This is a genomic window from Pseudomonas sp. CAN1 (genome assembly GCF_030462585.1).
GTDB lineage: Bacteria > Pseudomonadota > Gammaproteobacteria > Pseudomonadales > Pseudomonadaceae > Pseudomonas.
This window is the reverse complement of record NZ_JASMRU010000002.1, coordinates 473155-485571: the sequence shown is the minus strand read 5'-3', so window position 1 is coordinate 485571 and position 12417 is coordinate 473155. Positions and strand designations below refer to the sequence as shown.

Below are 12417 nucleotides of genomic sequence, written 5' to 3'. Positions count from 1 at the left end.
GCAGATATTACTCGACGCTTTTGGAACTGACAAGAGAAATCAAGCACATACCTCTGTAACGACTTTTGCCAGCTGCTCGGCATAGGCACGCACACGCCCTTCTTCGTCACCTTCCACCATCACTCGAACCAGCGGTTCGGTGCCGGACTTGCGCAGCAGCACGCGCCCGCGCCCAGCCATTTCCTCGGTGACCTTGGCGCAGGCTTCCTTCACCGCCGGGTGCTCGAGCGGGTCGACATCGGAGCCGGCGAAGCGCACGTTGATCAGCACCTGCGGGCACTTGCGGATGCCCATGCGCGCCTCAGCGAGGGTCTGGCCACGAGTCTTGAGCGCCATCAGCACCTGCAGCGCCGCGATAATCGCATCGCCCGTGGTGGTGTGCTGGCAGCAGACCACGTGACCGGAGTTCTCGCCACCCAGCTGCCAGTCGCGGGCCTGCAGCTCGGCCATCACGTAACGGTCGCCAACTTTGGCGCGCACGAACGGGATGTTCAGCTCCTGCAGTGCCAGTTCCAGGCCCAGGTTGCTCATCAGCGTGCCGACCACGCCGCCGTGCAGCTTTCCGCGGTCGAGCAGGTCACGGGCGATGAGGTAGAGGATTTCGTCGCCATCGATGATGGCGCCGGTGTGGTCGACCATCATCACGCGGTCGCCGTCACCGTCGAAGGCAATGCCGATATCGGCGTGCTGCGCCAGCACGGCGTCCTGCAGCGCGCCCATGTGGGTGGAGCCGCACTTGTCGTTGATGTTCAGGCCATTGGGCTCTGCACCAATGACGAAGACTTCGGCGCCCAGCTCACGGAACACGTTGGGAGCGATCTTGTAGGTCGCACCATGGGCGCAATCCAGGGCAATACGCAGGCCGGCGAAGCTGGTGTTCGACGGCACGCTGCTCTTGCAGAATTCGATGTAGCGGCCCGCAGCATCGTTGATCCGGGAAACCTTGCCCAGGCGGGCAGACTCGACCACGGTCATCGGCGCATCGAGCAGTTCCTCGATGATCAGCTCGACTTCGTCAGGCAGCTTGGTGCCCTGGCCGGAGAAGAACTTGATGCCATTGTCGTCATGCGGGTTGTGCGAAGCACTGATGACGATGCCAGCCTCAGCATGGAAGGTGCGCGTCAGGTAGGCGATGCCCGGCGTCGGCATCGGGCCGAGCAGCATCACGTCAGCGCCTGCGGCGGACAGACCAGCCTCCAGGGCGGACTCGAACATATAACCAGAGATACGCGTGTCCTTGCCCACCAGCACGCGGCACTTGCCCTGCTGACGGAAGGCCATGCCCACCGCCCAACCCAGCTTGAGCACGAAGTCCGGCGTGATCGGCGGCGTGCCAACGCGACCACGAATACCATCGGTGCCGAAATACTTCCTGCTCATGCCTGCTCTCCTTCTCTTGCGCTTTCCACCGCGTGGATCATTCGCACTACATCAACGGTCTGGGGCACATCGTGCACCCGGATAATGCTGGCCCCCTTGCTCACCGCCAGCGCGGCAAGGGCAAGGCTGCCATAAAGTCTCTCTCCGACCTCGCGCCCCAGGGCGCGGCCGATCATGCTCTTGCGCGACACGCCGACCAGCAGCGGGCAGCCCATTTCCAGCAACTGCTCCATCTGCCGGAACAGGTTGAGGTTGTGGCCCTGGGTCTTGGCGAAACCGAAGCCAGGGTCGATCACGATCCGCTCGCGGGCAATGCCCACGGTTTCGCAGACCGCGATGCGCTCTTCGAGGAAGTCGCGGACCTCGCGCAGGATATCCGGGTAGCGCGGATCGTCCTGCATGTTCCCCGGCTCGCCGCGCATGTGCATCAGGCACACCGGCAGGCCGGTATCGACCGCCGCGTCCAGGGCACCATCGCGCTGCAGGGAACGCACGTCATTGATCAACCCCGCACCAAGGCGTGCAGTCTCGCGCATCACCGCTGGCGTGGAGGTATCCACAGAGATGATCACATCCAGTTCGCGGGCGATGGCCTCGACCACCGGCGCGACACGTTCCAGCTCTTCGGTGGGCGAAACCACGCGGGCGCCGGGGCGGGTAGATTCGCCGCCGATGTCGATCAGCGTGGCACCAGCCTCGACCATTTCCGCTGCGTGGCGCAACGCCACCTCGAGCTGGTTGAAGCGCCCGCCATCGGAGAAGGAATCAGGAGTGACATTGAGGATGCCCATGACATGCGGGCGGCTTAAATCAAGAACCCGGTTGCCGCAAGGCAACCGGGTCGGGTGGTACAACGAACTCATTCAGTGCTCTCAGTGTTCGCCGGCGGGCCCGCCAATCGGATTTTCCTGGCGACCTTCGTCGCGCGGCGAAGCGGCGTTACCGGACGAGCCGGAGTTACCGCCCTGCCAGTCACGCGGCTCGCGCGGAGTGCGGCCGGCCATGATGTCGTCGATCTGGTCGGCATCGATGGTTTCGTACTTCATCAGCGCGTCGGCCATCATGTCGAGCTTGTCGCGGTTATCTTCCAGCAGGCGCTTGGCGATGCCGTAGCAGTCATCGATGATGCGGCGCACTTCCTGGTCGATCAGCTTGGCGGTCTCACCGGAGATATTGGAGTGCTGGCCACCGGCGCTGCGACCGAGGAAGACTTCACCCTCTTCTTCCGCATACATCAGCGGACCGAGTTTTTCCGACAGCCCCCACTTGGTCACCATGTTCCGCGCCAGCTGAGTGGCACGCATGATGTCGTTGGAAGCACCGGTGGTGACGCCTTCGAAGCCCAGGGTCATCTCTTCGGCGATACGACCACCGAACAGCGAGCAGATCTGGCTTTCCAGGGCGCGCTTGGACAGGCTGTAGCGATCCTCTTCCGGCAGGAACATGGTCACGCCCAGGGCACGGCCGCGCGGAATGATGGAAACCTTGTAGACCGGGTCGTGTTCCGGAACCAGACGACCGACGATGGCGTGGCCAGCTTCGTGGAACGCGGTGTTCTTCTTCTCCTTCTCGGACATGACCATGGTCTTGCGCTCGGCGCCCATCATGATCTTGTCCTTGGCCAGCTCGAACTCACGCATGTCGACGATGCGCTTGTTGGAACGAGCGGCGAACAGCGAGGCCTCGTTGACCAGGTTGGCCAGGTCGGCACCGGAGAAGCCCGGGGTGCCGCGCGCAATCACGGCCGGATCGACGTTGTCGCCCAGCGGGACCTTGCGCATGTGCACTTTGAGAATCTGCTCGCGACCGCGGATGTCCGGCAGGCCGACCACCACCTGGCGGTCGAAGCGGCCCGGACGCAGCAGCGCGGGGTCGAGCACGTCCGGACGGTTGGTCGCGGCGATGACGATGATGCCGTCATTCATCTCGAAGCCATCCATCTCCACCAGCAACTGGTTGAGGGTCTGTTCGCGCTCATCGTGACCGCCACCCAGGCCGGCGCCACGATGGCGGCCGACGGCGTCGATCTCGTCGATGAAGATGATGCAGGGTGCGTGCTTCTTGGCCTGGTCGAACATGTCGCGAACGCGCGAGGCGCCCACGCCGACAAACATTTCCACGAAGTCCGAACCGGAGATGGTGAAGAACGGCACCTTGGCTTCGCCGGCGATTGCCTTGGCGAGCAGGGTCTTACCGGTACCGGGCGGGCCGACCATCAGCACGCCGCGCGGGATACGACCGCCCAGGCGCTGGAACTTGCCCGGATCGCGGAGGAACTCCACCAGCTCGCTGACCTCTTCCTTGGCCTCGTCGCAACCGGCAACGTCGGCGAAGGTGGTCTTCACCTGGTCTTCCGAGAGCAGGCGGGCCTTGCTCTTGCCAAAGCTCATCGGGCCACCGCGGCCACCGCCGCCGCCCTGCATCTGGCGCATGAAGAACATGAAGACCGCGATGATCACCAGGATCGGGAAGCTCGCCACCAGCAGTTGAGTCCAGATGCTCTGCTGCTCGGGCTGCTTGCCTTCGACGACCACGTTGTTATTGACCAGGTCGCCGATCAGGCCGTTGTCCTGAATGGCCGGGCGGATGGTCTTGAAGGTGTCACCATCCTGGCGCTTGCCGGTGATGACATAGCCGTCGACGGTCACGCGCTCGACCTTGCCGTCCTTCACCTGCTGGATGAAGTCGGAATAGTTGAGCGTCTGCGGCTCGCTCGGGCTGGAGAAGTTGTTCATCACGGTGACGAGTACCGCCGCGATGATCAGCCACAGGATCAGGTTCTTTGCCATGTCGTTCAATTGACTACCCTCTGAAGCCGGCTCCGCCCTGGAAACCGCTTCTCACGACGGCCAGACTCCTTCCGGCCAAAATTACTACACAACGCCCGCCGCCAGGCAGGCGCCGTCTGTAACCCTTTATGAACCCCGGTTTTCACCGGCACAAGCAAAACCTGCAAGGCATAGACCAGAAGCCGGCCCAATCATTCCAGTCTAGGCGCCGCGGAAGCCCCGTGCGAGCAGATACTGCTCCCGCGAACGGTCGCGGGACGACAGCGGTTTGCGCATCTGCACCTTCTCGAAGTTCTCGCGAACCATCTTGTGGTAAGCGTCGAAACCCTCACCCTGGAAAATCTTGATCAGGAAATCGCCCCCCGGACGCAGCACGCGGGTGCACAGGTCCAGAGCCAGCTCGCAGAGGAACATCGCACGAGGCATGTCCACGGCGGGCAATCCACTCATATTGGGGGCCATATCGGAAATCACAAGGTCTACCGGATTTTCTCCGATGGCCTCGAGCAACTGGGCGAAGACTTCGTCCTCGGTGAAGTCACCCTGGATGAAGGTGACGTCCGGAATGCTGTCCATCGGCAGGATGTCCGACGCGATCAGGGTGCCCTTGTCACCGATCACCCGACTGGTGACCTGCGACCAGCCGCCCGGCGCCGCGCCGAGGTCGACCACGGTCATGCCGGGGCGCAGGATGCGATCCTTCTCCTGGATTTCCAGCAGCTTGTAGCTGGCGCGCGAGCGATAGCCGTCGCGCTGTGCCATCTTCACGTACGGATCGTCGAAATGTTCTTTCAGCCAGCGATGGCTAGTCTTGGAACGGGCCACGTATTACCTCGTCTGAGCGGCATCCCGGTATAATCGAAACTCGGGTAGAATATCCGCCTTTTTTCCCAGGGGTCAGATTATGGCGCTCTCTCAGGAGCAGAAAAAGCAGTTCAAATCTATCGGGCATCACCTGAAACCCGTATTGACCGTTGCTGAAAACGGTCTTTCGGAAGGTGTGATGGCCGAGCTTGAACGTGCGCTCAACGATCATGAACTGATCAAGGTGCAGTTCCGCATCGCCGAACGCGACGACCGTCGCGCACTGATCGACGAACTCTGCCAGAACGGCAGCTGCGAACTGATCCAGAGCATCGGCAAGATGGCGCTGATCTATCGTCGCAATCCCAAGCCGAACAAGAACCTGTCGAACATCAGCCGCTACAGCGGCCTCTGACAGTCAAGCCCGGCAGCGCGGAGCCCGCAAGGCTCCGCCGCGTCAGCTCCGCCCTTCCCGCCCCGGCGTCGGTTGCAGCACCAGCAGCAGCCCGCACAGCGCCACCACCAGGTAGTTGAACAGCAGCCAGCGCTGAGCGTCCGGCGCGACCTGGCGTACCACGAAATAGGCCGCCGTCATCACCAGCACGGTCAGCAGCAACTGCCCCCGCGTTTCACGGGTGAAGGCAGCGAATCCGCGCGCCTGCCAGAGCACCAGCGCCTGCAGCAGCACGCAGAACCCGGCAAAGCCCAGCAGCAGTGGCTTCAGACCGTCAGCGACGGTTTCCACCAGCAGCGGGGCCAGGCCGATCTTGTCTAGCGCGGGCAATACCACGAACTGCAGCAACCAGAGGCCGCCGACCCAGAATGTCTGGGCCAGCAGCCAGCTGATGGTGCCTGCGTTCAGGGATTGCCGATCAGGCGTGACGGACTTCAACGATCTCGTACTCGACGTCGCCACCCGGGGTTTTCACCAGGACGGCATCGCCTTCGGTCTTGCCGATCAGCGCGCGGGCGATCGGCGAGTTGACCGAGATCTTGCTGTTCTTGATGTCTGCCTCATCGTCGCCGACGATCTGGTAGGTCACGGTCTCGTCGGTCTCGACGTTGGCGATATCCACGGTGGTACCGAAGATCACCTTGCCGCTGTGCGGAATGGTGGTCACGTCGATGATCTGCGCGTTGGACAGCTTGGCCTCGATGTCGCGGATACGCGCCTCGGACATGCCCTGCTGTTCACGGGCTGCGTGGTATTCGGCGTTTTCCTTGAGGTCGCCCAGTTCACGCGCTTCGGCGATGGCCTGGGTGATCTGCGGACGCAGAACGGTCTTCAGGTATTTCAGTTCTTCTTCCAGGGCGCGAGCGCCCTGGACGGTCATTGGAAATTTGCTCATGCGTTGATCCCTGCATGGAGATCCTGCAGACGGCGAACGGTCTTCTCGGGACCGAACTTGAGCGCCTCACAGATCGCCTGACCCGCCGCGATGGTGGTGGTGCAGTAGATCTTGTGCTGCAGGGCGTTACGACGGATGGAGTACGAGTCGGCGATGGACTGGCGACCTTCGGTGGTGTTGATGATCAGGGTGACTTCGTCATTCTTGATCATGTCGACCACGTGAGGACGGCCCTCGGTCACCTTGTTCACACGACGTACCGGCAGGCCGGCAGCCTCGATCACCTTGGCGGTACCGGCGGTAGCGACCACTTCGAAGCCCAGCGCGACCAGATCGCGAGCGACCTGAACGGCTTGCGGCTTGTCGTCCTCGCGGACGCTGATGAAGGCGCAACCGGCGTTCGGCAGGATTTCGCTGGCGCCCAACTGGGCCTTGGCGAATGCCTCACCGAAACTGTCGCCGACACCCATGACCTCGCCAGTGGATTTCATCTCTGGGCCGAGGATCGGGTCGACGCCGGGGAACTTGGCGAACGGGAACACCGCTTCCTTGACGCTATAGTACGGCGGGATCACCTCCTGGGTGAAGCCGACTTCGGCCAGGGATTTGCCAGCCATGACGCGGGCCGCAACTTTGGCCAGCGACTCGCCGATGCACTTGGAGACGAACGGCACGGTACGGGATGCGCGCGGGTTCACCTCGATCACGTAGATGTCTTCGCCCTGCACGGCCATCTGCACGTTCATCAGACCGACCACGCCGAGCTCCAGGGCCATCTTCTTGACCTGTTCGCGGATCTCGTCCTGGATGTGCGCCGGCAGCGAGTACGGCGGCAGCGAGCAGGCGGAGTCACCGGAGTGCACGCCGGCCTGTTCGATGTGCTGCATGATCGCGCCGATCACCACGGTCTCGCCGTCGCACACCGCATCGATGTCGACTTCGATGGCGCAGTTGAGGAAGCGGTCCAGCAGCACCGGGCTGTCGTTGGAGACCTTCACCGCTTCGCGCATGTAGCGCTTGAGCTCTTCTTCCTGGTAGACGATTTCCATCGCCCGGCCGCCCAGTACGTAGGACGGGCGCACCACCATCGGGTAGCCGATGTTCTTCGACAGCTCCAGGGCCTGGTCTTCGCTGCGCGCGGTGGCGTTGGCCGGTTGGCGCAGGTTCAGGCGCTGGACCATGTGCTGGAAGCGCTCACGGTCTTCGGCGCGGTCGATGGCGTCCGGGCTGGTGCCAATGATCGGCACGCCGGCTTCTTCCAGGGCGCGGCAGAGCTTCAGCGGAGTCTGGCCGCCGTACTGCACGATGACGCCCTTGGGCTGCTCGACGCGGACGATTTCCAGCACGTCTTCCAGGGTCACCGGCTCGAAGTACAGGCGGTCGGAAGTGTCGTAGTCGGTGGAGACGGTCTCCGGGTTGCAGTTGACCATGATGGTCTCGTAACCGTCTTCACGCATGGCCAGCGCGGCGTGTACGCAGCAGTAGTCGAACTCGATGCCCTGACCGATACGGTTCGGACCGCCGCCCAGGATCATGATCTTGTCGCGAGTCGACGGATTGGCTTCGCACTCTTCCTCGTAGGTCGAGTACATGTAAGCGGTGTCGGTGGCGAACTCGGCGGCGCAGGTGTCCACGCGCTTGTACACCGGCAGCACCTTGAGCTTGTGGCGATGGTTGCGCAGGTTCTTCTCGGTCACACCCAGCAGAGTTGCGAGGCGGGCGTCGGAGAAGCCCTTGCGCTTGAGCTTGTACATCAGCTCGCGGTCGATGGCGGACAGACCCAGGGTCTTGACGCGCTCCTCGTCCTTGACCAGGTCTTCGATCTGCACCAGGAACCACTCGTCGATGCGGGTCAGGTCGAAGACTTCGGCGATGCTCTTGCCGGCGCGGAAGGCGTCGGCGACGTACCAGATGCGGTCGGCATTGGGCACGGTCAGCTCGCGCTTGAGGATGCTCTCGGCTTCCGGGTTGCTCAGGTCGAGCTTCGGATCGAAACCGGTGGCGCCGACTTCCAGGCCGCGCAGGGCTTTCTGCACGGACTCCTGGAAGGTGCGGCCGATGGCCATGACTTCGCCCACGGATTTCATCTGGGTGGTCAGGCGGGCGTCGGCTTTCGGGAATTTCTCGAAGGCGAAACGCGGGATCTTGGTGACGACGTAGTCGATTGCCGGCTCGAAGGACGCCGGGGTGCGGCCACCGGTGATGTCGTTCTGCAGTTCGTCCAGGGTGTAGCCGACGGCCAGCTTGGCGGCGATCTTGGCGATCGGGAAGCCGGTGGCCTTGGAGGCCAGTGCCGAGGAACGCGATACGCGCGGGTTCATCTCGATCACGACCATGCGGCCGGTGTTCGGGCAGATGCCGAACTGCACGTTCGAACCGCCGGTTTCCACACCGATCTCACGCAGCACCGCCAGGGAGGCGTTGCGCATGATCTGGTATTCCTTGTCGGTCAGGGTCTGCGCCGGGGCCACGGTGATCGAGTCACCGGTGTGCACGCCCATCGGGTCGAAGTTCTCGATGGCGCAGACGATGATGCAGTTGTCCTTCTTGTCGCGGACAACCTCCATCTCGTATTCCTTCCAGCCGATCAGCGATTCGTCGATCAGCAGCTCGTTGGTCGGCGACAGGTCCAGACCACGGGTGCAGATTTCCTCGAATTCTTCGCGGTTGTAGGCGATGCCGCCACCGGTGCCGCCCATGGTGAAGGACGGACGGATGATGCACGGGAAGTTGACCTTCTCCAGCACGCCGTAGGCTTCTTCCATGGTGTGGGCGATGCCCGAGCGCGGGCAGGCCAGGCCGATGTCGCGCATGGCCTTGTCGAAGCGCGAACGGTCTTCGGCCTTGTCGATGGTGTCGGCGTTGGCGCCGATCATTTCTACGCCGAACTGCTCGAGCACGCCGTGGCGCTCCAGGTCCAGGGCGCAGTTCAGAGCGGTCTGGCCGCCCATGGTCGGCAGCAGCGCGTCAGGGCGCTCCTTCTCGATGATCTTGGCGACGGTCTGCCACTTGATCGGCTCGATGTAGGTGGCGTCGGCCATGGCCGGGTCGGTCATGATGGTGGCCGGGTTGGAGTTCACCAGGATGACACGGAAGCCTTCTTCCTTCAGGGCCTTGCAGGCCTGTGCGCCGGAGTAGTCGAACTCGCAGGCCTGGCCGATGACGATCGGGCCGGCGCCGAGGATCAGGATGCTCTTGATGTCTGTACGCTTGGGCATGGGACTCTCGTTGCAATATTCAGGAAAGGGTTGCGCTGGCCAGCTTCACGCCAAAGCCGACGAACAGGGCGCCGACGCCGCTCGAGGCGCCGGCAGCCAGCCGTTGCCGCCGACGGAACCAGGCCGCCAGACGCACACCGGAGAAAATCAGGAAACTCAGGTACAGGGCGCTGATGATCTCGAGGATCGTACCCAGCACCAGGAACGACAGGCCGGGGTAGGCGTAACCCGGATCGACGAACTGGATGAAGAAGGAAATGAAGAAGAGGATCGCCTTGGGGTTGGACAGGCTCAGCAGCAGCGCCTTGCGGAACGGCTGGTTGACGTCCACTTCCTTGGCCGGCGCGGCGGCCGCCTCCAGCGGGTGGCGCAGCTTCTGCCAGCCACCGCGGAGCATGCCGATCCCCAGATAGAACAGGTAAGCGGCGCCGACGTACTTCAACCCCAGGAACAGCATCGGCTCGGCCTTGAGCACCGAGGCGATCCCCAGCGCCGAGAGGAACATCAGGATCGCATCACCGAGGAACACCGCACTCGCCGCCCGGTAGCCCGAGGCCACGCCGCGCTGGGCGGCAGTGGCGAGGACGAACAGCGAGTTCGGCCCCGGCAGCAGGACGATGAACAACGTACCCAGGACGTAGGTCCAGAGGTCGGTGATTCCCAGGGTCGGCATCATCTTCTTCTACCTCTTCGAGCTCGTACTCAGCGACGCTCGGCCATCGCCGCGATGAAGCGGTCGAACAGCGGAGCCACGTCGTGCGGGCCTGGGCTGGCTTCCGGGTGCCCCTGGAAGCTGAAGGCCACCTTGTCGGTGCGTTCGATACCCTGCAGGGTGCCGTCGAACAGCGACTTGTGGGTGGCGCGCAGGTTGGCCGGCATGCTGCCTTCGTCGACCGCGAAGCCATGGTTCTGGCTGGTGATCATCACCACGCCCGAATCCAGGTCCTGCACCGGGTGGTTGGCACCGTGGTGGCCGTGGCCCATCTTCAGGGTCTTGGCGCCGGAGGCCAGGGCCAGCAACTGGTGGCCGAGGCAGATGCCGAATACCGGGATCTCGGTATCGAGGAACTCGCGGATGGCCTGGATGGCGTAGTCGCACGGCTCGGGGTCGCCAGGGCCGTTGGAGAGGAAGATGCCATCCGGGTTCAGGGCGAGCACTTCGCTGGCCGGAGTCTGCGCCGGCACCACGGTCAGGCGGCAGCCGCGGGCGACCAGCATGCGCAGGATGTTCAGCTTCACACCGAAATCGTAGGCAACCACGTGGTACGGCAGATCAGCAGCGGCGATTTCCGGATGGCTGTCGGTTTCCAGGCTCCACACGCTGGAGCGCCACTCGTAGCGCTCGGTGGAGGAAACGACCTTGGCCAGGTCCATGCCTTTCAGGCCCGGGAAGCCGCGCGCCAGTTCGAGGGCTTTTTCCTCGGTGGCGTCGTCGCCGACCAGGATGCAGCCGTTCTGCGAACCCTTCTCGCGCAGGATGCGGGTCAGGCGGCGGGTATCGATGCCGGCGATGGCAACAGTACCGTTCTCTTTCAGGTAGTCCGGCAGGGACTGCTTGTCGCGCCAGCTGCTGGCGAGCAGCGGCAGGTCACGGATGATCAGGCCGGCGGCCCAGACCTTGTTCGACTCGGCGTCCTCGGGCGTGGTGCCGGTGTTGCCGATGTGCGGGTAGGTCAGGGTGACGATCTGTTGGGCGTAGGAAGGATCGGTGAGGATTTCCTGGTAGCCGGTCATGGCGGTGTTGAACACCACCTCTCCGACGGTCTGGCCGTCGGCGCCGATGGCGTCACCGCGAAAAACGCTGCCGTCGGCAAGTGCAAGTATGGCTGGCTTAGTCAAGAAGACCTCCCGTAGTTCAAGCCTGGCTGGGCGTGCGCAGATTGTAAAAAAGCGGGATGACATCAGAAGAAGTCATCCCGCTTTTTATGTGATCATGCTGCGCTACTTTTAGTGGACACACTAAAGCTGTAGTTTACAGAAATGCGACATCATGGTCCACCTTTTGCACGACGTACGGCCATGCCGCTCAGCGAAGGCCGAGTACATCCTGCATGTCGTACAGGCCGTTGGCCTGCCCATCCAGCCACTGCGCAGCACGCACGGCACCACGAGCGAAGGTCATCCGGCTCGACGCCTTGTGGGTGATCTCCACACGCTCGCCATCAGCGGCGAACAGCACGGTGTGGTCGCCCACCACGTCGCCGGCACGCACGGTGGCGAAGCCGATGGTCTCGCGCGGACGGGCGCCGGTCTGGCCTTCGCGACCGTACACGGCCACTTTCTCCAGATCACGCCCCAGCGCATTGGCAACCACTTCGCCCATGCGCAGCGCAGTGCCGGACGGCGCGTCGACCTTGTGGCGGTGGTGTGCCTCGAGGATCTCGATGTCCACGTCGTCACCCAGAACGCGGGCGGCGGTGTCGAGCAACTTCAGGCAGAGGTTCACGCCGACGCTGTAGTTGGCCGCGAAAACGATCGGGATGTCCTTCGCCGCTTCGCTCAGCAGTTCCTTCTCCGCCGCGGAGAAGCCGGTGGTGCCGATGACCATGGCCTTGCCGGCCTTGCGGCAGACTTCCAGGTTCTTCAGGGTCACGGTCGGGTGGGTGAAGTCGATCAGCACGTCGAATTCGTCGACCACCTTGGCCAGGTCACCCGACAGCGGCACGCCGATGCGGCCCAGACCGGCCAGCTCGCCAGCGTCGGCGCCCACCAGGGTGCTGTCCGGACGGTCGACCGCAGCGGTCAGGCCGGCACTGCCATTGGTCTGCTGAACCGCCTCGATCAGGGTCTTGCCCATGCGCCCGGCGGCGCCCATAACGGCTATACGTCGCATAAAAACAGCTCCAGGCTGTAGGCCGCAGGCGACAGGCGTGAAGC

At 63.3% G+C, this 12417-nt stretch carries 11 protein-coding genes; 1 reads left to right on the top strand and 10 read right to left on the bottom strand.

Annotation, left to right across the window (positions count from 1 at the left end; all coding sequences use genetic code 11):
• Positions 1 to 39: 39 nt before the first annotated feature.
• The 4 genes from glmM to rlmE form a co-directional block, all read right to left on the bottom strand.
• Positions 40 to 1380 carry a phosphoglucosamine mutase gene (glmM, locus tag QO207_RS05185; RefSeq protein ID WP_301531482.1) on the bottom strand — a complete coding sequence of 447 codons (1341 nt, stop codon included), beginning with the start codon at positions 1378 to 1380 and terminating at the stop codon, positions 40 to 42.
• Positions 1377 to 2243 (bottom strand): dihydropteroate synthase, encoded by an 867-nt coding sequence (folP, locus tag QO207_RS05180; protein WP_301531481.1) that lies wholly within the window; start codon positions 2241 to 2243, stop codon positions 1377 to 1379. Before folP ends, glmM begins: the two co-directional genes overlap by 4 nt.
• A 9-nt stretch (positions 2244 to 2252) precedes the next feature.
• Positions 2253 to 4169: an ATP-dependent zinc metalloprotease FtsH gene (gene ftsH / locus QO207_RS05175; protein WP_138214228.1), complete on the bottom strand. Its 1917-nt coding sequence runs from the start codon at positions 4167 to 4169 to the stop codon at positions 2253 to 2255.
• 201 nt (positions 4170 to 4370) lie between these two features.
• Complete coding sequence (rlmE, locus tag QO207_RS05170) at positions 4371 to 4994, bottom strand: 23S rRNA (uridine(2552)-2'-O)-methyltransferase RlmE (RefSeq protein WP_045216738.1); 624 nt, start codon at positions 4992 to 4994, stop codon at positions 4371 to 4373.
• A gap of 79 nt (positions 4995 to 5073) precedes the next feature.
• On the opposite strand from rlmE, the gene QO207_RS05165 reads away from it, so the two are divergent.
• A complete protein-coding gene (locus QO207_RS05165) occupies positions 5074 to 5388 on the top strand; it encodes a YhbY family RNA-binding protein (RefSeq protein WP_301531480.1) in 315 nt (104 codons plus the stop codon).
• 42 nt (positions 5389 to 5430) lie between these two features.
• On the opposite strand, the gene QO207_RS05160 is transcribed toward QO207_RS05165, so the two are convergent.
• The 6 genes from QO207_RS05160 to dapB all read right to left on the bottom strand — a co-directional run bounded on the left by QO207_RS05160 (position 5431) and on the right by dapB (position 12373).
• On the bottom strand, positions 5431 to 5835 hold the full coding sequence (locus QO207_RS05160) for a DUF4149 domain-containing protein (RefSeq protein ID WP_301531536.1): 405 nt from the start codon (positions 5833 to 5835) through the stop codon (positions 5431 to 5433).
• 10 nt (positions 5836 to 5845) lie between these two features.
• Positions 5846 to 6322, bottom strand: a complete 477-nt coding sequence (greA, locus tag QO207_RS05155) for a transcription elongation factor GreA (RefSeq protein WP_017518953.1) — start codon at positions 6320 to 6322, stop codon at positions 5846 to 5848.
• Complete coding sequence (gene carB, locus QO207_RS05150) at positions 6319 to 9540, bottom strand: carbamoyl-phosphate synthase large subunit (RefSeq protein ID WP_301531479.1); 3222 nt, start codon at positions 9538 to 9540, stop codon at positions 6319 to 6321. Before carB ends, greA begins: the two co-directional genes overlap by 4 nt.
• Positions 9541 to 9559: 19 nt before the next feature.
• Positions 9560 to 10213, bottom strand: a complete 654-nt coding sequence (leuE, locus tag QO207_RS05145; protein ID WP_026079047.1) for a leucine efflux protein LeuE — start codon at positions 10211 to 10213, stop codon at positions 9560 to 9562.
• Positions 10214 to 10242: 29 nt separating this feature from the next.
• Positions 10243 to 11379: a glutamine-hydrolyzing carbamoyl-phosphate synthase small subunit gene (gene carA, locus QO207_RS05140; RefSeq protein ID WP_301531478.1), complete on the bottom strand. Its 1137-nt coding sequence runs from the start codon at positions 11377 to 11379 to the stop codon at positions 10243 to 10245.
• A 187-nt stretch (positions 11380 to 11566) separates the two neighbouring features.
• Complete coding sequence (gene dapB, locus QO207_RS05135; protein ID WP_081520692.1) at positions 11567 to 12373, bottom strand: 4-hydroxy-tetrahydrodipicolinate reductase; 807 nt, start codon at positions 12371 to 12373, stop codon at positions 11567 to 11569.
• Positions 12374 to 12417: the final 44 nt, after the last annotated feature.